This is a genomic window from Parabacteroides sp. AF14-59 (genome assembly GCF_003479515.1).
Lineage (GTDB): Bacteria > Bacteroidota > Bacteroidia > Bacteroidales > Tannerellaceae > Parabacteroides > Parabacteroides faecis.
In genome coordinates this window covers 61,028-83,357 of record NZ_QUHH01000015.1, presented here as the reverse complement: position 1 = coordinate 83,357, position 22,330 = coordinate 61,028, and the positions used below count along the sequence as shown (strand labels likewise).

General features: G+C 45.3%; 14 protein-coding genes. 12 read left to right on the top strand and 2 right to left on the bottom strand.

The window, feature by feature from the left end; translation table 11 throughout:
• Positions 1–20: 20 nt before the first annotated feature.
• Entirely contained in the window at positions 21–293 is a 273-nt protein-coding gene (locus DWW23_RS16325) for an OadG family protein (RefSeq protein WP_122354344.1), read from the bottom strand.
• 1,016 nt (positions 294–1,309) lie between these two features.
• Between DWW23_RS16325 and DWW23_RS16320 the strand changes: the two genes are divergently transcribed.
• The 7 genes from DWW23_RS16320 to DWW23_RS16290 all read left to right on the top strand — a co-directional run bounded on the left by DWW23_RS16320 (position 1,310) and on the right by DWW23_RS16290 (position 8,072).
• A complete protein-coding gene (locus tag DWW23_RS16320) occupies positions 1,310–2,731 on the top strand; it encodes a sulfatase (RefSeq protein WP_370449284.1) in 1,422 nt (473 codons plus the stop codon).
• 80 nt (positions 2,732–2,811) lie between these two features.
• On the top strand, positions 2,812–3,774 hold the full coding sequence (locus DWW23_RS16315; protein ID WP_122354342.1) for a tetratricopeptide repeat protein: 963 nt from the start codon (positions 2,812–2,814) through the stop codon (positions 3,772–3,774).
• Between the two features lie 149 nt (positions 3,775–3,923).
• Positions 3,924–4,076: a 50S ribosomal protein L34 gene (gene rpmH, locus DWW23_RS16310; RefSeq protein ID WP_005633099.1), complete on the top strand. Its 153-nt coding sequence runs from the start codon at positions 3,924–3,926 to the stop codon at positions 4,074–4,076.
• Between the two features lie 117 nt (positions 4,077–4,193).
• Positions 4,194–4,814, top strand: a complete 621-nt coding sequence (locus DWW23_RS16305; RefSeq protein WP_122354341.1) for a PASTA domain-containing protein — start codon at positions 4,194–4,196, stop codon at positions 4,812–4,814.
• A gap of 2 nt (positions 4,815–4,816) precedes the next feature.
• On the top strand, positions 4,817–5,890 hold the full coding sequence (locus tag DWW23_RS16300) for an RluA family pseudouridine synthase (RefSeq protein WP_122354340.1): 1,074 nt from the start codon (positions 4,817–4,819) through the stop codon (positions 5,888–5,890).
• 2 nt (positions 5,891–5,892) lie between these two features.
• Complete coding sequence (locus tag DWW23_RS16295) at positions 5,893–6,900, top strand: D-alanine--D-alanine ligase (RefSeq protein WP_122354339.1); 1,008 nt, start codon at positions 5,893–5,895, stop codon at positions 6,898–6,900.
• Between the two features lie 11 nt (positions 6,901–6,911).
• On the top strand, positions 6,912–8,072 hold the full coding sequence (locus DWW23_RS16290; RefSeq protein ID WP_122354338.1) for a 1-acyl-sn-glycerol-3-phosphate acyltransferase: 1,161 nt from the start codon (positions 6,912–6,914) through the stop codon (positions 8,070–8,072).
• Between the two features lie 70 nt (positions 8,073–8,142).
• Here the strand turns inward: DWW23_RS16290 and DWW23_RS16285 are convergent, their stop codons facing one another.
• Positions 8,143–12,102 carry a two-component regulator propeller domain-containing protein gene (locus DWW23_RS16285; protein WP_122354337.1) on the bottom strand — a complete coding sequence of 1,320 codons (3,960 nt, stop codon included), beginning with the start codon at positions 12,100–12,102 and terminating at the stop codon, positions 8,143–8,145.
• Positions 12,103–12,326: 224 nt separating this feature from the next.
• Here DWW23_RS16285 and DWW23_RS16280 point away from each other — a divergent pair, with 224 nt between their 5' ends.
• From DWW23_RS16280 to rocF, 5 genes are all read left to right on the top strand, one after another.
• Positions 12,327–13,562 carry an MFS transporter gene (locus tag DWW23_RS16280; protein ID WP_122354336.1) on the top strand — a complete coding sequence of 412 codons (1,236 nt, stop codon included), beginning with the start codon at positions 12,327–12,329 and terminating at the stop codon, positions 13,560–13,562.
• Between the two features lie 352 nt (positions 13,563–13,914).
• Positions 13,915–16,872, top strand: coding sequence for a hypothetical protein (locus DWW23_RS16275; protein WP_147382622.1), 2,958 nt, complete (start codon positions 13,915–13,917; stop codon positions 16,870–16,872).
• A gap of 22 nt (positions 16,873–16,894) precedes the next feature.
• The gene (locus DWW23_RS16270) at positions 16,895–19,717 is read left to right on the top strand and encodes a hypothetical protein (RefSeq protein ID WP_122354334.1); all 2,823 of its coding nucleotides are present in this window, start codon (positions 16,895–16,897) and stop codon (positions 19,715–19,717) included.
• A 224-nt stretch (positions 19,718–19,941) separates the two neighbouring features.
• Positions 19,942–21,150 carry an ornithine--oxo-acid transaminase gene (gene rocD / locus DWW23_RS16265; protein WP_122354333.1) on the top strand — a complete coding sequence of 403 codons (1,209 nt, stop codon included), beginning with the start codon at positions 19,942–19,944 and terminating at the stop codon, positions 21,148–21,150.
• A gap of 258 nt (positions 21,151–21,408) precedes the next feature.
• Positions 21,409–22,305 (top strand): arginase, encoded by an 897-nt coding sequence (gene rocF, locus DWW23_RS16260; protein ID WP_122354332.1) that lies wholly within the window; start codon positions 21,409–21,411, stop codon positions 22,303–22,305.
• Positions 22,306–22,330 lie beyond the last annotated feature (25 nt).

Here is a 22,330-nt window from a genome sequence, read left to right as displayed (position 1 = left end):
TATTTTGTGTATAGCTAGTATTATATTTTCTCGATCTTTGTAACCTTGCCCTGTCCGCCTGTAACCATGCTGACTGCTGCTACGATTGCTGCTGTGGTCTTGCCTGATACATTTCCTGCCTGTGCTGCGGCGGCTTGTGTTACCGTTTGCTTTTTTACGATGACTTCTTCAGGTGCGTATTTGTTAACCAGTGTGATTAATCCTTTACCTAAATAAATAACGATCAAAAGAATAGCAAATACTGTGGTCATTCCTACGACCATTAATAATAGTCCAGTTTCTATGTTTTCCATATTTATATTTGTGTGCAATAAAAGTATCTAATATCTCTGAGAGAAGTAACTAAAACAATCTCCGCCAAGTTATAAATTGCATGCAAATATAATAAAATATCGTTAGTATGTCTTTTTTTGTAATATAAAAAATAGTAAAAGAATGAAATGTTTTGCGTTAGATAAGTTTTGTATTGTTAGGTTATTGTGTTTTTTTGTGATAAAAAGCAGGTTTTGTCATTTCGCTTATCTTGTATTCGTGTTCGATACCGGGGCATGACAGATGTCTGATGTTTTTACAAAGGTATCAAACTGACAAAATGCTATATTATGTGTCTTGTAGGAAGATTATTCGGGGGAGGAATAGACTGTTTGTTTTTTATGCAGTTGTAGAGAAGATAGTCGTGTTTGAAATGCTGTTATTTCGATCGAATTGATGTTATTTAGTCGTGTTTGTGAATGTAATGGCTTTTCTTTTGTTGTTGTTGGATGTGTTTTATGTAGTTTATGATATTTAATGTCTGTCTGGTTTCAGGATAGTTCCAGATGTGTGGAAGTGTTTTAAAACATGCGGATAGGCTTTTTTGTCATTCTTGAAGCAATATATTTCTCTTTAAATTAACACAAATTAATTTTAGTCGCAGCAAAATTTTTCTGTAATAAAAATAGAATTCGTTTTCAATAAAATTTAATCTCGTTTAAAACGAATTTTATCCCGTCTATAGGGGAGTGAAAAGGCATTTTTAGCTGGAAGGTATGTTAATAAATATAAAAATCATTTTTCTGTAAAGTGAATGATGCTGAATGTATGTGTTATTCATATCCCTGCTTTTCAGTCAATATGCTTGTGAATTTGGTTTTATATTAGTAAAATGATATTTACATGGGTAAAAGACAGGTGTGCCGATCTGTTGACTACAGCAAAGTTACAATAGATTATAATCTGAGGATCAGAATATTGTTTAATTACTATATTTTCATTGCAGAACTTAAATAATCCGGTATTTTTGTAAGATGAACTTAGCTCTATATATATTATGAATTTCTGCATCAAACAAATGATCGTACCCGCAGCCCTGTGTTGTACTGTAGGTTCTTTATACGCTCAATCCAAAGAGCGTCCGAATGTCCTGTTTATTATGGCGGATGATCTTCGTCCGGAATTAGGATGTTATGGCGTAAAAGCAATTAAAACTCCCCATATCGATCGTTTGGCGGAATCGTCTTTATTGTTTCAGAATGCCTATTGTAATGTTCCGGTGAGTGGTGCTTCGCGTGCCAGTCTGTTGACAGGAGTATTGCCTTATTATCCGGATAGATTCATCGGGTTTGATGCGTGGGCTTCACGTGACTGCCCTTCGGCGGTCCCTATTTCCAAATGGTTTACCGATCATGGTTATTATACGGTCTCCAACGGCAAAATATTTCATAATATAGAAGATCATGACGATAGTTGGAGTGAATATCCCTGGAGGGTTAATCCCGATGGATATGGCTCGGACTGGGCGGAGTATAATAAGTGGGAATTGTGGATGAATAAAGAATCAGGTAATTTTATCAACCCGAAAACAATGCGCGGTCCGTTCTGTGAATCAGCGGATGTGCCTGATACGGCTTATGACGATGGAAAAGGAGCTGTCAGGACAATGGAAGATTTGCGGCGTCTGAAAAAGATGAACAAACCGTTTTTCCTGGCCTGTGGATTCTGGCGTCCTCACCTGCCTTTCAATGCTCCGAAGAAATATTGGGATATGTATGAGCGCGACCGGATCCCCTTAGCGGATAATCCTTATCGGCCTGACAATCTTCCGAAAGAGGTGACGCAGTCGGGAGAACTGTTTTCTTATGCCCGTGTGAATGACCTGCAGGAGGAGGTTTTTCAAAGGGAGGCAAAACATGGATATTACGCTTGTGTCAGTTATATAGATGCCCAGATAGGAATGATATTGGAAGAGTTGAAAAAACTGGAACTGGATAAAAATACAATCGTTGTTCTGTTAGGCGATCATGGCTGGGCTCTGGGTGAACATACATTCTGGGGAAAACATACCCTGTTTGATCGGGCTACTCATGTCCCACTGATAGTCAAAGTTCCCGGAATGGAGACAGGAAAGACCGAATCTATGGTCAGTTTTGTCGATTTGTATCCTACGCTTTGCGATCTTTGCGGACTTCCTCAACCGGAGGGACAGTTGCAGGGAAAGAGCTTCGTGCCTGTTCTGAAGGACCGGAAGGTTAAGATACAGGATGAGGTTTTTATTCAATGGCAAGGCGGTGATAACCTGGTGAATAACCGCTATAGCTATACTGAATGGGTGAAAAAGGAGAAGACCTCACGTATGCTGTTTGATCATCAGGATGACAAAGATGAAAATCATAATATTGCGGGCCAGTCGCGTTTCCAATCGTTGATGGATGGATTTTCAGTTATCATTAAAAAAATAAAGGCAAGTTTATGAAAGGAAACGGGTTTGTTCTTAGTTGGTGTTAGATGCTAAAATAATTGTATATTTGCCCTCTCGAACATAAATATATAGCCATGGGAAATTTCTTTACATCTTTATTCTCTTCTTCAAAAAATGAGGATAGTGCAGAAGGGAAAGCAAAAAACGATCAGAAAAATTTTGACATATTAAAATATGACGGTATCCGTGCCCAAAAGATCGGACAAGTCGCTTATGCCATCAAATGTTTTACGGAAGCCCTGAATATTCAGGAGGATTTTGAAACAATGAATTACCTGGTGTCGGCTTACTCGATGGCTAACCAGACGGAAAAGGCATTGGAAACATTGAACCGGATGATAGAAATCGAACCGGATCATGTGCAGACCTTACTGACAAGAGTGAGTGTGCTCTTTATGCAGGATAAAGATGCAGAAGTGATCGCAGACTGCCTGCGGGTGATCGAACTGGAAGAATCCAATCATCTTGCCTGGTTCCTGATGGCTAAAGCCAAGAGAACGACCGGCGACCAGCTCGGAGCTATCGCCGACCTGACGAAAGCGATCGCTTTGAAAGATGATTTTACAGATGCATATTTACTTCGTGCGGAAGTTTTACTCGCTTTGAAGCAGGGAAAAGAGGCTTTGCCCGATATCGAAAAGGCCATCTCTTTGACTCCCGAAGAGGAAACAACTTATTTGGTAAGAGGAAAAATACATGAATCGTTAGGGAATCTGGACGCTGCCGCTGACGATTATCAACAGGCTTTGGACTTGAATCCGTTCAATGAAGATGCCTGTATCCTGAAAGGAACGCTCCTGATCACAAAAGAATTGCTGGACGAAGCCATTGCTTTCTTTGACGAGGCGATCGAGATCCGTCCCGACTTTGCTAAGGCATATGCCGAACGGGGACGGGCGAAGAACCTGAAAGGTGATAAAGAAGGTGCTTTTGAAGACCTGAAAAAGTCCATCGAACTGAATCCGGAAGGTGAGGAAGCGAAGAAATTTGAAGGGCAGCATGCTAATTTTGAGAATAAAACATATATGCCATTTTAATGTTAGATAAACAGTAGGTGAATATTTGACACAGAATCCGGGCTGGAATTAAAAGAAAAAACTTTCAACTCTTTGTTTATTAAAAAAAAGCCTCTATCTTTGCAGCCCGAATTGATATGTAAGATAATAATAAATAAATATATAGAAAGATGAAAAGAACATTCCAACCTTCCAACAGAAAAAGAAAGAACAAGCATGGCTTCCGTTCTAGAATGGCTACTGCTAATGGCCGCAGAGTATTAGCATCTCGTCGTGCTAAAGGAAGAGCTAAATTAACTGTATCTGACGAATATAACGGATAATCTCCGTTAGAAGAAATTAGTATAAGAAAGTAGAGGTTTTTGCTAAAAAGCCTTTACTTTCTTTGTTTTAACGGCTTTGTTTTCTATTTTTGATCCCGCCTACAAAAACAAACAGAAATGAATAACTTTTTTGTTAAACTGATAAAGAATCCGTACGTCCTGAATCTCTTGCTGGCAGTGGTCGTTGCCTGTGCACTGATCTATGGTACGTTGGTATGGCTCGATAAGTATACGCGGCATAATGAAGCGGTTGTCGTACCGGATGTAAAAGGGCTGAAGATAGAAGAAGCGGCTGAATTCTTCAAAAATAATAACTTACGTTATAATGTGATCGACTCAGTGTTCTCCAAGGATGTAGATCCGGGGGCAATTGTCGAACTGGTGCCGTCGGCAGGTTCGAAGGTGAAAGAGGGACGTATCGTATTTATAACGGTGAATGCATTGACCTCGCAGATGGCGACGATTCCGGAAGTGGAAGACTTGTCGTTCCGCCAGGCGTATGCGCTATTAAAAGCCCGTGGATTTGAAAAAGTAGAGATTGAGTATGTCCCGGGTGATTTCAAAGATCTGGCTGTCTCTGTCGATTTACGCGGACGGACTCTGGCGAAAGGGGAGCATGTCCCGCTCACGGCGCCTTTGGTGCTGAAAGTGAGCAGTGGGGATGCAGAGCTTCCTACCGACTCTTTGTCTAATATGCCCGTTGAATCATTGGATAGTGAAGAAGAAAACTGGTTTTAACTATGGATGAATTTTTCGACGAAATGGATGATGAACAGGTTGATGACCTGTTAGAACAGAACGAGGATGGTACTCCCCGGCTGTATGAACATTTCCGCTTCGTTGCCGATCGCGGACAGTCCTTGTTGCGGGTAGATAAATTCCTGGTAGACCGGATGATGGGTGCGACCCGTAACCGGATACAGTTGGCTGCCGATGCCGGTTGTATCATGGCGAACGGAAAACCTGTAAAAAGTAATTACCGGGTGAAGCCGGAGGATGTGGTGACGATCATGATGTCCCGCCCCCGTCGTGACTTGGCTATTATTCCTGAAAATATTCCTATAAAGATCATTTATGAAGACGATGATTTGCTGGTTGTGGATAAACCGGCAGGTCTGGTCGTGCATCCGGGTCACGGTAATTATACCGGAACACTGGTGAATGCACTGGCATGGTATCTGAAAGATGATCCTACCTACGATCCGAATGATCCGGCATTGGGCTTGGTCCACCGTATCGACAAAGATACTTCCGGGCTGCTGGTCGTAGCTAAAAAGCCGGAAGCGAAAGCCCATCTGAGCCTTCAGTTTTTCAATAAAACGACCAAACGCGAGTATCGTGCTTTGGTTTGGGGAATCGTGAAGGAGGATGAAGGGCGTATCGAAGGTAATATCGGACGCGATCCGCGTGACCGGATGCAGATGACGGTTTTCCCGGAGGGTGACCAGGGCAAAACGGCTGTTACCCATTACTCCGTACTGGAGCGTCTGGGCTATGTCACTTTGGTGAAATGCCGTCTGGAGACCGGACGTACGCATCAGATCCGTGTACACATGAAATATATAGGCCATACGCTTTTTAACGATGAACGGTATGGTGGAAACGATGTTCTGAAAGGAACGACTTTTACAAGATATAAACAGTTTGTACAGAACTGTTTTGCCATTTGTCCCCGGCAGGCATTACATGCCAAAACGCTGGGTTTTGTCCATCCAACGACCGGCGAGGAAATGTTTTTTGATTCCGAAATACCAGCCGACATGACACAGTTGATAGATAAATGGCGGGTGTATGCAACTACTAAAGAGATATAAAAATGAAAAAGAACATTGCTATTGTAGCCGGAGGTGACTCCTCTGAAATTGTTGTTTCATTAAAAAGTGCAGAAGGAATCTACTCTTTTATTGATAAAGACAAATATAATTTATATATTGCCATCGTAAAGAAAGGCGAATGGGCGGTAAAACTTCCTGGAGGGGAATATACACCAATAGACAAAAATGATTTTAGTTTCTGTGAAGCAGGTGAGGTAAAGCATTTTGACTTTGCTTATATCACTATTCACGGTACTCCGGGTGAAGACGGACGATTACAAGGCTATTTCGATATGATAGGTATGCCTTATTCTTCATGTGGTCAGTTGGTGAGCGCTCTTACTTTTAATAAATTTGTTTGTAATAATTATTTGCGCAGTTTCGGTATCAGCATATCTGATTCTATCCGTTTGTTTAAAGGGCAGACGGTGACGGAAGAAGAAGCTGTCAGCCGTTTGGGATTGCCGATTTTTGTGAAGCCCAACGACGGGGGAAGCAGTTTCGGTGTGACCAAAGTGAAAGAAGCTTCGCAGTTGCAACCGGCTATTGCCAAGGCTTTTGCCGAAGGTGACGAGGTCCTGCTGGAAAGCTTTATTTCCGGAACAGAAGTGACTTGCGGTTGTTATAAGGTAGGTGGCGGTTCGGGTATCGCCCGGAAAGAGGTGATCTTTCCGCTTACCGAAGTAGTTACGAAGAATGAGTTTTTTGATTTCGATGCGAAGTACAACGGAGAGTCTGATGAGATTACTCCGGCCCGTATCTCTCCCGAACTGACGGAGAAGGTACAACGCGAAGCATCGAAAATATATGATATACTGGGCGCCAAAGGACTTATCCGGGTTGATTTTATTATTGAAGCAGACGGTGAACCGAAAATGCTCGAGGTAAATACAACACCAGGTATGACAGCTACCAGCTTTATCCCGCAGCAGGTTCGGGCTGCCGGATTGGATATCAAAGATGTCATGACTGACATTATTGAGAACGAACTACAAAAGGCAGGTAAATAAAATTAGAAGATATGGATACAGAAGTTTCCTATAATTTTGACGACATTCGTCCGCTGAACAACGATGAGGTAAAGGATGCGATAGAAGCACTGGTTGCCAACGAGGATTTCGAGCGGGCTTTTCGGTATATCAAGCCGGATTTGAACTGGAATGAATTTTCTGAAACGATGCGCTCGTTTAAGACAAAAGAAGATTTTAAATCGAAACTGGCTTACGAGGCAGTGATGATGGTGGCAAACAAGACGACTTTCTCGCTGACGATCTCCGGACGTAGCCGCCTTCCGAAAGACAAACAACCTTGTACATTTATTTCCAACCACCGCGACATTGTATTGGATGCTTCCTTCCTGAATGTCATGTTGTATGATGTGGGTTACGGTATGACACAGGTTGCGATAGGTGATAACCTGATGATCCGTCCGTGGATCGAGACATTGGTTCGTCTGAACAACAGTTTCATCGTAAAACGTGGGGTTTCTGTGCGTCAGATGTTGGATGTGAGCCGTACATTGTCTGCTTATATTCGTCATACGATCAATGAAACAAAAGAATCTATCTGGATCGCACAGCGTGAAGGACGTGCTAAAGATTCGAATGACCGTACACAGGGTAGTGTGCTGAAGATGTTGAATATGAGCGGTGATAAGGATATCGTATCCAATTTGATGGAACTGAATATCTTCCCGGTTGCTATCTCATACGAATATGATCCGTGCGATTTCCTGAAAGCGAAAGAGTTCCAGATGAAACGCGATGATCCTGAATTTGTGAAGAGTCAGCGCGATGACCTGCTAAGTATGGAAACAGGTATCCTGAATAACAAGGGGCGTGTTCATTTCACGCTGACCCAGCCGATCAACGACCAGTTAGCTGCATTGGACAAGGATATGGAAAAGAACGAGTTGGTGGCTGCCATCGCTTCTATTATCGATAAGGAAATCTATAAACATTACCGTTTCTATCCGTGTAATTATGTTGCTTATGATATGTTGACAGGAACGAAACGTTTCAGCGGCAATTACGGTCCGAGAGATAAGAAACATTTTGAAGAATATTTGCAGGGGCAGTTGGATAAGATTGTCTTACCTAACAAAGACGAGGCTTTCCTGCGTACCAAGATGTTGGAAATGTATACCAATCCTTTGAAGAACCACCTGGCAAATCAGGAGTAAGATATTAGTTTCTTAAACGAAAAGGGTAGTCTCAACAGTATGAGAGACTACCCTTTTTTGTGCAGGCTATTTATCTGTTCTCTTTGGCATATTTAGACGGACTCATGCCGAATTGTTTGATAAAGGCTGACCAGAAATAAGATTGAGAACTGAAACCTACCGCTTCCGAAATCTCATAAATCTTCATATTTCCTTGCAGCAGAAGTTCTGCGGCTTTCTTCAGACGGCTGATCTTGATCAGGTCGTTCGGGGTGAGGTCAGAGATGGCACGTATCTTACGGTATAGTGTCGGACGGCTCAGGTGCATCAGGTCGGCGATCATGTTCACGTCCAGATCGGAATTTCCGATATTTTCGTTGATGATCTCGTTCAGTTTTTCAAGGAAATTCTCATCGGCCTTTGTGTAGGCCATCGATTTCATATTGGCGATCGGAGAGTTGAAGTAGAACTTCCGGATATTATCCCGGTTCGATATCAGGTTCGATATTTGAACCATCAGCAAGCTGGTAGAGAATGGTTTGTCTATATAGGCATCGGCTCCGAGTTCCAGTCCTTCCAGGCGTGATTGCATGGTATTCTTTGCCGTTAGCAGGATGACAGGGATATGGCTGAATTCGATGTCGCTCTTTACATGTTGTAATAAGGTGAAGCCATCCATGACGGGCATCATAACGTCGCTTATAATCAGTTGTACGCTTTGCTCTTTGAGTAAATCCAGTGCTTCCGAGCCGTTGGCTGCCAGCAGGACATTATAGTTTTCATTTACTTCGTCAGCAATAAAGGCACTCATTTCTTTGTTATCTTCGACGATCAGGACAGTTGGACGGCCTTCTTCCCTGATATAGGATATTTTGGGTACGGAGGTTTGTTGCTGAGGTTCTTCTTCCGTTGTTTTCACTGCTCCGGTTTGCTTGACAGGTAAGGTTATACGGAACATTGTCTGGTTGTTTGAAAAGTCGATCAGTGCCAGCGTTCCATGATGCATTTCCGCCAATGAACGTGCCAGCGGAAGCCCGAGTCCGGTTCCCGGTTTATCCTCATTCCCTTTGATACGGTAGAAAGGCTCGAATATTTTATCCCTCATTTCCGTTGGTACCGGTACTCCGTCATTGATAAAATCGATCATGAATGTTTCGTAGTCGGTAGACAGGTGCAGGCGTACCACGATACTTTTAGCTGCATATTTGACGGCATTCGAAAACAGGTTACTCATGATCTTGGTGAGTGCCTCTCGGTCGACAAAAACATATAATTCCTGTACGGATAGATCCAGGTTCAGCAACAGGTTGTTTTCGGTCGCCATATCCTGAAAACGTTTGGCCGTTTCGGATAAGAGAGAAACGACTTCCGTGCGGACAAAATTAAGACGGTATCCTTCTATTTCTGTTTTCCTGAAATCTAATAACTGGTTTACCAGGGATAACAGGCGGGAGACATTCTTATCCATCAGCAGCAGTGAGTTATTCTCTTTTTCTCCGATCTTGTCCGATTTCAATAAACGCTCCAATGGGTTTTTGATCAGGGTTAGCGGGGTGCGTATTTCATGTGCGATATTAATGAAGAAGTCGATCTTTGCCTGATAAAGCTCTTTCTCCTTGTTGTTTTCGAATATTTGCATTTTGTACGCCATCTTCCTTCTTTCTTTTCTTCTCCAGTAAAAGATCAGATACACGATGATCATCATGATCAGAATGGCATAAATAACATAAGCCGTATTGGAAACCCACCAGGGAGGGAGTACATTGATATGCAGGCGGGTGATTTCGTGTCCCCAGCTATTGGATAGGTTGGCAGCTCTTACTTCAAAAGTATATTCACCGGGATGCAGGTCGGTGAAGTAGACGATGTTACGTTCACCCAGTGCGATCCAGTCTCTGTCGAGATTCACCATCCGGTAAGCATATTGGATGGAACCGGGGGCGATGAAGTTGAGGGCGGAAAAGTTGATGTTGAAAGATGATTGGTCGTGATTTAGTGTGATATCCCGGACTTCGGAAACCGAAGAACTGTTAATGATTTTTCGTCCGCCCATCCCGTTCTGTATTTCCAGCGAACTGATACGGACGTCCATCTTTTCGGCAGCCGGACGTATATCGGTCGGCTTGAAATGGATAAAACCTTTTATGGAACCGAAATAGAGTGTACCGTCTTCATCCTTAAAAGCCGAATTGTAGTTGAACTGGCGGGTGACTAAGCCGTGTGCCTCGGTATAGGTCATGATCTCTTCTGTCTGTGTGTTGAGGCAAACCAAACCGTTTGCCGTGCTGATCCATAGACAGTTATTGTCATCCGGTAAAATACGGAAAGCCACGTTGCTGGGCATGCCGTTCTTAACCGTGTAATGAAGCGATTCTCCGGTCTGAAAATCATATTTGATAATACCTTCCACCGTTGCGAACCACATGTTCCCGGCTTTATCTTCGCAGGCATCGTTGACTGAATTATGGCGTTGGGTATTAAGCTTGTCATATTGGAGATACATGCCTGTGTTACTTGTTGTATTGAAATAATAGCTGCGGTTGAACATACCGAGCCATATTTTTCCGGAACGGTCTTCATACAGGCAGTTGACAGCGAATGGAGGAAACTGGGGGGCATAAACAAAGCGGTCGTTCAGATAGTCGTAGCGGAAGATGCCGTCTTCTGTCCCTACCAAAACTTCTCCTTCCCGTAAAACCTTGATACACCGCACTGTACTATTCTTTACTGTTTGTGCATCTTTCAACAAGTCATAGTGCTTGATGACTTTTCGTGTTCGTATATCCATCAGGTCGATGCCGTGTATCACATGTCCGATCCACAGATTATCTCCCGAAGCCGCCAATCCGCGGATATTGGTATGGGAAAGACTTTTTACACCGGGTATTGGCTGGTAATTGGTGAATGTGCCCGTTTTCTTTTCCAGGCAATTGATCCCGGCATCTTCCGTACCTACCCATATATTTCCGTAAATATCCGTACAGATATCGCGTATCACTTCCCCTTTCAACGAATGAGTTTCGTTCCAGGGATAATATACATTGAAGGGACGGAAAGGGGAGTAGTAGTTCACTCCGTTCTGGTGGAAACAGATCCAGACACCTTCTTCGCGGTCTTCAAACAGGGCGGAGACGAAATGACTGGATAGTGCATACGGGTCCAGCGGGTCTTGCCGGATGCGTTTGCAGGTCCCGGCCTCCAGGTCATAGATGAACAGTCCTGAATCGGTCCCGATCCAAAGTTCTTTCTTGTCTTTTTCGAGGAAGCAGTTGATCAGGATCGTTAACTGGTTTTTCTCCTGGATATTCAGATCTTCGTAGGTTTTTGAAAGTACATTGAATATTTTTACATCGTCGTGTTCAAACGCGACATAGATGGTCGGAGAAGAAGGCGAGGCGTATAGCATGGATAATTTCCGGGAAGTGGTTTCCGGCGAATGGGTGAACAGGTCATGCGATTCGAGATTTCCGTCCTCCGGGTTCAGTTGTGAAATAAAACCTTCCGAATCACCCAGCCAGATGGAATTATCTGCCATGATACAGAAAGAGGTATAAATTTGTCCGTTATTACCGGCGAAAATCCGGAATTGCCCGTCAGAAACATTATACTGTATCAATGTTCCGTCCATCAGCAACCATAACTGGTTGTTTTTGTCGAACTGAAAGAGTTCAATCCCTTTGTTTTTAGTGAAAGGAACATGCAGGAATGATTCTTTTGTTTCATTATATTGATATAATCCGGAAAGTGTACCTACCCATAAGTTGCCGTCATAGTCGCAACCGAGATGCGTGATCCAGTTATTGCCGAGCGATTCCGCATCGTCAGGGTCGTTGCGGAATACTTTAAATGTATATCCGTCGAACCGGTTCAGTCCGTCGCGCGTACCGATCCATATATAGCCGCTTTTATCCTGCACGCAACAAGTCACCATGTTGTCGCTTAATCCGTTTTCCACCTGGTAATGACGGAATAGATAGTTACTTTCTTCGGCAAAAAGGCAGAGAGAACAGAATAGGAAAAGTATAGATAAGATCAACTTCGGATGTCTCATAAATAAGTTTGTTGTTTGACACTGCAAGATATATAAAATTGTATTACCAGTTTTCATTTATCGTGTCATGGATTTTTAAAATTGTATCAGACCCGGTGAGAATGCCACAGAATGAGATAAATACGGGAATTAATGCAACCGGAACGAACAGATATATTTTGCATAAGGGAGTACTTTTGATCAACGATTTGAAAATGCTATAAGAAACCTTTTTGATTACTATCATGAATACACAACATTCTAATACAGGAATAGGAACGAAGATTCAGCTCTGTCTGATGATGTTTTTACAGTATATGTTAAGCGCAGTCTGGTGGGTGCCGCTGGCAGCTTATCTCTCACACACACTTAAGTTGGAGGTGTATCAGGTTTCCTTAGTATTAAGTGCAATGGCTATCGGAGCAATGGCCTCTTCGTTTATCGGAGCGATTGCCGACCGGTATTTTGCCGCAGAAAAGATATTGGCAGTTTTGAATATATTAACGGGAGTTTTCTTGCTGCTGGCTGCTCAGCAGCAAGATTTTCCTCCTCTTATGTTCTTTGTCGTAATGGCGATGCTTTGTCACATGCCGACACAGAGTCTGACAAGTACGATCGCGATGAGCCACGCTCCTTCTGAACAGTTCCCGCGTATCCGTATGTTCGGTTCGGTAGGGTGGGTTGCTTCAGGAATATTCAGCCTGGTAGCTATTCATTTATTAGGAATGGAAGCGTTCGATGACACGAACTTACCGATGTACTGTGGTGCTGGTGTTTGTTTTATTGCCGCTTTTGCCAACCTGACGCTTCCGCATACTCCTCCGTCGGTGGCAAAGAGTTCAAAGATATCGGTAATGGATATTACGGGATTCTCCGCTTTCTCATTGATGAAAGATAAGAACTACCGGGTGTTTATGATCCTGACCTTTCTGTCGATCATTCCCTTTACACTTTATCATGTATATGGTTCCATGATTCTGGCGGACGAACAGGTGCGGAATATCACGGTGACGATGAACTTCGGACAGTTGGCCGAAATGCTCTTTCTGATCGTTACCACGACGATCCTGATCAAATCGGGTATCAAGAATACGCTGATCTTCGGTATGGCAGCCATGCTGGTCCGTTACGGAGCTTTTTTCTTCGGGGCGGAAACAGGGCAGCAGTGGTTCTATTATATCGGTATTATCGTTCACGGTCTGATATTCGGTCTATTCTATGTAGGCGGACAGGTCTATACGGATAATGTAGCGCCAAAGGATATGAAGGCACAGGCACAAGGTTTGCTTTTCTTCCTGGTATGGGGAATCGGTTTTCTGATCGGAACATTATGGAATGGATGGTTGATCGGTATGTTCCGTGATGGCGATAAATGTGACTGGCCGGTATTGTTCGCTATTTCATCGGCTTGTACACTGGTACTGTTGCTTTTGTTCATGTTCCTGTTCAAGCCGGTAAGCCTTAAAACATCAGATAAATAATACGCATTTAATTCTCAAGACTATATATATCACGCCAAACATGAAAAAAAGGGGACACGACGGTGTCCCTTTTTTATTTTAATAAGCTATTCTTCCTCCGGCAGGCTCTTTTTGCATCCTTTGTTTATCCGCTTTTCCCCTTTGTTTTAAGTAATTGTCTATTCAATTGTCTATCGCTGTTTTAAGTATTGTCACATCTCTTTACATACCTTTACTTATCAGAATTTAATTATTTCGTTCAGTACTTGAAGAAGTCAGTCTCGACGACCGGGTATAGCAGCCGGAGTAAAACTGCTTGTCTGTTAAGATGCGATTATGAATATATCAGTTAAACTTAATAATGTGAATGCTTATGAACACTTTCAAACCAATTTTTGCAGCTTTGGTGTTATTCCTTTTTCAGGCAATCTTCCTGGCTTGCAGCGACGACAAAGAAGAGATAATTATTCCCCCGGAGAATAGCATACCCGGACAGGAATTTGGAATACGCCAGCTTACTGTGAAACTTCCGCGCCTGGGACGGCTCGAAATACTGTTCTCTAAAATTAACTGCCGTATTCATATAAAAGGAGTAGACGACCGGATTACTTATCCTGTCAACACCTTCCTCTCCGCTACGGCTGACTCCTTGATCATCGAAGCGGAAGACCCGATACTGAGCGAACTTCCCCACCAAATGTACCACTTGAACTATATAACTTTCCCGAAGAAGGATCTGGCAGTGAAATCGACAGAGGTGACTGCGGAGGCAGGCATACAGGATACCGTTTACCTAGGTGCCCGCTTGTCGGTCGAAGACCCGGACAATATCGTTTTCCGCTCGAGTTTTAATCTGGAAGCCGATCGTATAGGGGTGGGGAGTACGGCAGACCCTATTGCTATTGCCTGCGGAAAAGACTTTTATGATATTATATGTAGCGAGTTGAGTGTCGGCAATGATTTAGCAGACAAATGTTTCGAACTTACAGCGAATATCAATTTCCAAATGCCTGAAATAACCACCGATAAGGGGTGGCAACCTGCCGGAAGACATAATATCAACGGAAGTTCCACCTCCTTTAACGGCATGATAGACGGTAATGGGAATGCAATCGACTTGCTATCCAGCAGTTCTACGGAAGATTATGCAGGGCTCTTCTATAAATTAGGATCGCGAGCCCATGTGCATGATATCGAGTTTACCTCTGTTGCTTTGAATGGAAAAGACTATATAGGAGCGGTTGCCTGCTATTCGGAAGAAGGAGCACAGCTTGAAAATATAAGTTTGACCGGCTTTATAGATGGAGTTTCCAATATTGGTGGACTGGTAGGTTCGGGCGATGTCACGGTTACAAACTGTGTTTCCAGTCTTGCTGTAAAAGTAAAATCCGATAAATCAGCATCCAATATAGGCGGATTGATTGGGTTTACCACCTCTTCCGAGATTAAGAACTGTATCCTTACCGGACTGGTTACAGCTCCTAAGGGCAAGAATGTAGGAGGCATTACCGGAGCCGGAGGTTCGTTTACCAATTGCTACGTAGGTGGTTCTATTGAAGGTTATGACTATACAGGAGGGATCACCGGAATGGCTGGGGGCACCTTTGCCGGTTGCCGGGTCGGCGCAACGATGAGTTACAATTCGTATGCCTTTCCTTGGGAAGTCTTTCTGACTCAACCGTTGGTAACTCCGTTCTCAATCAGTATTATAGGTCATAATTATGTGGGTGGTTTTGCCGGTGGCGGCTCCCTTACTCTGGAAGGAGAGAATATATTCATGCGTGAGTCGGGGACAACCGCTACCCTAACCGGATACGACTATGTCGGCGGACTGGTCGGACACAGTAAATCTCTGGAAGCCCGTGCTTCGGCCTCTTATACCTCTTACGCTCATATCAAAGCTCATGACTATAGTGGTGGGGTAGCCGGTCGTCTGGAAAATATGAATACAGATGCTATTTTCACCAACCGTGGATCCATTAATGCGACAGGCTACCACTGTGGCGGAATTGTGGGTTGGGGAACGGCTCTTGCATGTAAAGGTACCTGGACTAATGAAGCTACTATCGTAGGCGTGAGAGCGGTGGGAGGTATTATCGGTGATGTGGATAAAATGGATAGCCAATGCGAAATACATATGATCAATGACGGATCGGTGACAAGTACGAATTATTATCTCGGAGGTCTGGTCGGATACAGCAACAGTCAGCTTAACTTTGGTGAGAACAGCCGTGTCAGCCATGAAGGAGGTTCTATGAAAATCACAGGTGAATATTATGTAGGCGGTGTAATCGGAAGCCTTGAAATGGAAGTCGGTTCCAAGTCATACATCATAAACAAACAACCTGCCGTTCATGCAAATATATATGCTCGTTCGTATGTCGGTGGTATAAGTGGTTATATGAGGTTGCGAAATGCAACTGGAGTAACCGGAGTGATCAACGGCACTAATACGTGTAAGATTGTGATTACTTCTTCAAGTACAAGCGGTACTTGCGTAGGCGGAGCGATCGGTTTTATGCGTGCAGAAACCAATACGGATAACGTCGGGCAGATCAAACTCAGCGGGATTACCCAGTTGACCGGCAGTATTACTGCAGCCGGCGGAGCTGTCGGCGGTATTGTCGGACGGTTGGAAAACAATAAAAACAAGAGTGTCCTGATTGAGGATTGTAAGAACTTTGTCAACCTAACCTCTACGGCAACCAGCAATGTAGACGGTTTCGGTGGTATCGGCGGATTACGTGAAGAACTGGGATATGAGATCCGGATTTCTCGTTGTGCCAACTATGCCGATATATCCGGCAGGAATGTTTCCGCTGCAGGAGGCATCTTCGGTCAACAAGAAGAAAACGTCTATATCGATCAATGCTTCAATGTCGGTAAGGTCGATGCAAACAGTGCAGTGGGCGGTATCCTCGGCCGTGCCTTTGATGGAACGACTGTGGAAAACAGCTTCAATATGGGAGAAGTGCCCTGGGTATCGGGCAAGACGCTTCTGGCCGGTATCGTCGGACAGAAAGAAAACAAAAGCAAGAAGGATCTCCTGATCAAGAACTGCTATAACGTAGGCACCACAGGCTGGGGTATTATCGGCGGCGAAGACGACAAAAACGTGGATTGCCAGAACTGCTATTACCTCGACACCGCCTCCAACGGCGATATGAAAAAGAGCGGATCTGTATCGAAAAACGCCACTCAGATGCGTCAGAAAGGCACTTATTCCGGCTATTCTACCGACATCTGGACGTTCGGTACTGACGGGCAAGGCGCTCCTACGTTGAAGAATAATAAGATAGCTTCCGGTTATCCTAATCCATTATCCCAATAAATACATTTTATACATAGATATTATGAGAATACAGAAAAATCATACATTTTGTTTCAGCCGCTTTCTCCTGTTCCTTCTGGCAACATCTTTCTTGATGCTGACAGGCTGTAAGGATGACGAAAATCAAACACCTGTACCCGGAGGGGACGACTACGGGCAGGAGCGGCGTATTGAACTGGTTGCCGACCTCAGCAGTAAAATCCCCACGGGTGAGATAAGTTTTCGCCTTATCTACAACAGGGATACTCCATTGGCTGTTAAGGCCATTCATTCGGTCGAGAATGGCAAGTCAGTCTTCTATCTCGATTCTCAGCTCCGTGTTGGCCGCTATATTCTGGCTTCCATTATTCATAAGACGAGTGAGGATATCTTCAGCGAAGCTAATGTAGGCTGTGCTCTCGATGTTTCCATTCGCTCCAATGCCGTTTCGCCTTCCACTTTCGATAAGCTGGCAGGTTATTTCGGTACCGGAACGGCTGATGATCCTTACCGCATCGCTTCGTCGACAGGCTTCGATGTCATGCGTAAGCTAATCGAAGACGGCAATAACTCGTTCGAAGGCAAATACTTCCTGCAAACAGCCGATATCAATATGGTCGGCTCCTACAATAAAGGTTTCCGTCCCATCGCCCACCAACAGGCTTTTCCGTTCAAAGGCTGTTATGACGGGGGAGGACATACTATTTCCTATTGTGCCATTCGTACCCTCGACTCGAAAGAACAGAAGGTCGGGAGCGAGGTACATGCTTCGGGGTTGTTCGGCTATGCCTGCGGCGCTACTTTCCGCAATGTCACGATGGTAGACCCTGTCTCGATCGGTGCAAACTCGACAGGCAGCCTGGTCGGTGCCGTGCTGGGAACCTCGGGAGAAGTGGAAACTCCGACCTATCTGGATAATTGCCGCGTACGGAAAACATCTTCTTCCGCCAGCGAAATATACGGTATCAGTTTCGTCGGTGGCCTAGTCGGTGGAGTCGATGCGCAAGCTGTATTGGTCATGCACCGCTGTGTGAACGAAAATCTGCCGGTAGGCAACCGTTCCGACGGCTCGTTTGTTGGTGGACTGGTAGGTGGAGGAACCATCAATGCCACCGCCATTATGGACAGTTGCGTGAACCAGTCGCCGGTCGTTGCAGCCGGTAGTCGTTGTACAGGCGGACTGATCGGCGGTATCGAAACCGCCAACATCACCAACTGCCTGAATAAAGGTAACGTCAGCGCCACCCATCGGTCGGCTCTCGGAACCGGAGGCATTGCCGGAGGGTTGGGCACTTCCACCCTTGCTGTCGTGCAGAACGAAGGCCGCATAAGCGGTTATGAAGGAACAGGCGGTATCGTAGGTAGCACCGTAATCAGTAAAAGCGACGGCAGTTACAACGACCTTATCATCACCTCCGCCCACAATTACGGAGCCATTCTCGGAACCGACAACTCCGGCGGTATCGCCGGAGAAGCCCAAGCGATGATGACCGATTGCTATAACGAAGGCTCTGTCGAGGCAACAGGCGATTTTGCCGGTGGCCTGGCTGGATATACGCCTACGGTCGTTATCAACAACAGTTACAACAACGGCGCGGTTGATGCCAATAAATTTGCCGGTGGATTACTGGCCCGTGCCGCCTATTACATTGTGACCAATAGTTCGAATCTCGGTCCCGTAACCGCTTCCCACGGGATGGCGGCAGGTATCCTGACACTGGGTGGTACGACCGGCATGATCAACTTCTGTACCAATTATGCCTCCGTGAGAGGTGCCGTGTACGTGGCAGGGATCATTGCCCATTCCGGCGAAACCAAGTCGTTCACCAAACGCGACTTTGCTTCCATCGTTGTTTCCACCGGAAAGGGAACTTTCAAGCTGATGAAGGCTCTACGAACTCCGCCTAAGAATGTATCCAGTCTGAAAGCCCTCTTCAAAGGCGGCAAAAAGGTCGTGAAGATCGCTTCTAATACCCTGGATCTGATCAGCGCCATCGCCACCCCACCCCTGATGCAGGACATCAGTATGTGGGACGATCTGTATAACCGGAAACTCGATGTGCGTAACGAAGAAATGATAGCCGGCATGCACGCCAAAGTCGCCGCTGCCCTGCCTACTACCAGAGGACCTTTGGCAGGTTCGGAGGTACTCCCCGGACTGGTTTACGAAAACTCGAAAGCCTTCTCCCGGAGTTTGGAAGGCGAAGGTGACGACCTTTACGGCGATGCCGTGCACAGCCGCCTGGCGGATATCAGCGAACAGGTTGCCAAAATGGAACAGAATCGTGAAATCGCGATTGCTGCCGTTAACTGCGTCCTGGCGGTGGCAGGCGCAATCTTTACAGGCGGGGCGGCTACGGCAGCCATCGTCGTCTGTTCAACAGCCGTCACGACCGTCGGTATCCTGACCGACCGCATGGATAACTGCATCGAAATATCTCAATGCTGTAACTTCGGAGACATCAACGCCGGGAAAAACGGCTATGGTATCATTGCCTTCCAGGGCGACCATCTCCGACTTCACAACTGTTTCTCTGCCGGTGCAGCCTCCGGTTATGGTGTGGCAGACACGGCTCTCGACGGTTTGGACGATGTCAAACCGCGTCGTATCATTTCTATCGGGACTATGAACCAGGATCCTTTCAAAAGCGGTGCTGCTGTAGCAAACCAGGGGCTTTTCTTCCTGGTAGACAATAAAGGTTCCCACGGATCGCGGATCGGATACTGTTTCGCCGACGACCTGGCCCGTAAGTCGACTTACACGAATACCGAAAGTCCTTTCGACTTCGATAATACCAGGGCATGGAGTTTCCAAAGCCCCATCGTGCCACTGCCTTATAATAATTTGTATTACAGTTTCAGGTAAAAAACTTCGTAGGGCTACAAAACTGTCACTTCAATCGTGGCAAATCCTTTGTAGCCCTACAATATTCAGTATCTCTCCAGGTACCTGCGGGGCAACTATATCATCCGTAGTGTGTTTCTTAACATATCCCTTTCCGTGACATACTGTCACTCAAATCACTACCTTTGGGACAATGGCTGTATGAAACACTTACAGTCTGACAAAACAATTAAATTTGAAATAGTATGAGACCGGAAGATTACATCACCCGTGAGGGGAAGTTTGGTGCACACAACTATCATCCCCTGCCTGTCGTTCTCGAAAAAGGAGCAGGCGTATTTGTGTGGGACGTGGAAGGCAAACGTTATTTTGATTTCCTGTCCGGTTATTCCGCCCTGAGCCAGGGGCATTGCCATCCTAAAATCATTAAAGCACTGACGGATCAGGCGCAGAAGCTGACACTGGTATCGCGCGCTTTCCATTCGGACGTATTGGGCGAGTATATGGAGTTTGCCTGTAAGTTCTTCGGCTATGATAAATTACTGCCTATGAATACCGGTGCCGAAGCGGTAGAAACAGCCTTGAAACTGGCGCGTCGCTGGGGGTATCGTATCAAAGGCATTGCACCGGAAAAGGCGAAGATTATCGTATGCAGCGAGAACTTCCACGGACGTACCATCACGATCATTTCCATGAGCACCGATCCCGGTTCGTATGCCGACTTCGGGCCTTATACACCCGGTTTCATCAAAGTACAATATAATAATGTAGGAGCATTGGAAGAAGCCCTGAAAGACCCCGACGTGGTCGGCTTCCTGTTGGAACCTATCCAGGGGGAAGCAGGCGTGGTTGTTCCCGACGAAGGGTATCTCCGCACTTGTTATGACTTATGCCATGCCCATCATGTGCTGTTCATTGCCGACGAGATACAGACTGGTATCGGACGTACCGGTAAACTGCTTGCCTGCGATTATGAGAATATTCATCCCGATATACTGATCCTGGGGAAAGCCCTCTCCGGTGGTGTCACTCCTGTTTCCGCCGTATTGGCGAGCGACGAGATTATGTTGACGATCGCTCCGGGCGAACATGGTTCCACGTATGGAGGAAACCCGTTGGCTGCCGCTGTCGGAATAGCTGCCCTTGAAGTGGTACGCGATGAACATCTCTCGGAGAATGCTTATGAGATGGGTGAATTGTTCCGCAGCGAAATGCAGAAGATAGATAATCCGATGATCAGGCAGGTACGCGGAAAAGGATTGCTGAATGCCGTTGTTACCGAACCTTGCGGAGGAAAGGTGGCCTGGGATATCTGTTTGGCACTGAAAGAAAACGGTTTGATAGCCAAACCGACACATGATCATATCATTCGTTTCACACCACCGCTGGTCATTACCCATGAACAGATGATGGAAGCAATCGGTATAATAAAGGAAACTTTTGAACTGTTCTAGGGATCGTAGGTTCCGGTAGTGAAGCATATGGCACATATAGTCCGGCCTGTCTGCCATGCCAGTGACAGACTTTTGCCATCACTGTGGCAAAGTTTTGCCAATAGCATGGCAAGGCCTTGCCACAGTAAGGGCAATACATGGCACATAGGACTGCTATATATTGCGTTGTAAGTGACTGACCTTTGTCTATGCGGTGACATGCCGGGACAGTAACAAGAGAGACTGTCTCTTATAGGTTCATAATTAAAATAGTATAGCATGAAAATAAACGTAATAGGAGTTCCTTTGAATCTGGGTTGCGACCGGGAAGGCGTAGAGCGTGCCCCGAATCATCTGCGCGAACGGGGATTGATGAAGGTGATACGGAAGAACGGGCATCGTGCCTTCGACCTTGGGAATCTGTATGTCCCTCCCGTTTCGGAAACGGATAAATTTGCCCGGGGCAGGAGCATGAAGTATCTGGACGCTATCGTCGAGGTGAATAATAATCTGGCGGAGCTGGTGTATGATACCTTGCGTGGCGGGGCGTTCCCGCTTGTTATCGGTGGCGATCATTCACTTGGGCTGGGAAGTGCTTCCGGTGTAGGGAAATCTTTCGACGATTTCGGGATCATCTGGCTGGATGCGCATGGCGATATCAACACAAATGAAACATCTCCCAGCGGGAATATCCACGGAATGCCGTTGAGTGCCCTGATGGGGATGGGAAGTGAAGAACTTGTCAATATCTATGCCCCTGGAAATAAGGTGAATCCACAAAATGTCTTTCTGGTAGGAACCCGCAGCCTGGACGAAGGTGAACAGGCACTGATCGAACGGGAGCGTCTGAGTGTTTACACTATGGATACGATCCATCTGAAGGGAATCGGTTTTGTGGCCGAAGATATTAAGCGGAAGCTGAAGGAAAGAAAAATACGTAATGTTCATTTCAGTATCGATGTGGACAGTATCGATCCGCGGTTTGCTCCGGGAACAGGAACACGGGTGAGTGAAGGACTTTTGCCGGATGAGTTTAAAGACTTTGTCGATCATATCCTTTCAACGAATCTGGTGAAGTCGATGGACCTGGTGGAACTCAACCCCGAGTTAGATACGAATGACCTGACAACCAATCTCTGCCTGGATATTATCGATTATATAACAGCAAGGATTTAGAGTGGCATCCGAGATCCAGGAAACA

Excerpts from the sequence above, each read along its gene's own strand:
- DWW23_RS16295 (WP_122354339.1), top strand. The coding sequence starts at position 5,893 with ATGAAAAAGAACATTGCTATTGTAGCCGGAGGTGACTCCTCTGAAATT.
- rocF (WP_122354332.1), top strand. The coding sequence starts at position 21,409 with ATGAAAATAAACGTAATAGGAGTTCCTTTGAATCTGGGTTGCGACCGG.
- DWW23_RS16325 (WP_122354344.1), bottom strand. The coding sequence starts at position 293 with ATGGAAAACATAGAAACTGGACTATTATTAATGGTCGTAGGAATGACC.
- DWW23_RS16275 (WP_147382622.1), top strand. The coding sequence starts at position 13,915 with ATGAACACTTTCAAACCAATTTTTGCAGCTTTGGTGTTATTCCTTTTT.
- DWW23_RS16305 (WP_122354341.1), top strand. The coding sequence starts at position 4,194 with ATGAATAACTTTTTTGTTAAACTGATAAAGAATCCGTACGTCCTGAAT.
- DWW23_RS16285 (WP_122354337.1), bottom strand. The coding sequence starts at position 12,102 with ATGAGACATCCGAAGTTGATCTTATCTATACTTTTCCTATTCTGTTCT.
- DWW23_RS16270 (WP_122354334.1), top strand. The coding sequence starts at position 16,895 with ATGAGAATACAGAAAAATCATACATTTTGTTTCAGCCGCTTTCTCCTG.
- DWW23_RS16280 (WP_122354336.1), top strand. The coding sequence starts at position 12,327 with ATGAATACACAACATTCTAATACAGGAATAGGAACGAAGATTCAGCTC.
- DWW23_RS16320 (WP_370449284.1), top strand. The coding sequence starts at position 1,310 with ATGAATTTCTGCATCAAACAAATGATCGTACCCGCAGCCCTGTGTTGT.
- DWW23_RS16290 (WP_122354338.1), top strand. The coding sequence starts at position 6,912 with ATGGATACAGAAGTTTCCTATAATTTTGACGACATTCGTCCGCTGAAC.
- DWW23_RS16315 (WP_122354342.1), top strand. The coding sequence starts at position 2,812 with ATGGGAAATTTCTTTACATCTTTATTCTCTTCTTCAAAAAATGAGGAT.
- rocD (WP_122354333.1), top strand. The coding sequence starts at position 19,942 with ATGAGACCGGAAGATTACATCACCCGTGAGGGGAAGTTTGGTGCACAC.
- rpmH (WP_005633099.1), top strand. The coding sequence starts at position 3,924 with ATGAAAAGAACATTCCAACCTTCCAACAGAAAAAGAAAGAACAAGCAT.
- DWW23_RS16300 (WP_122354340.1), top strand. The coding sequence starts at position 4,817 with ATGGATGAATTTTTCGACGAAATGGATGATGAACAGGTTGATGACCTG.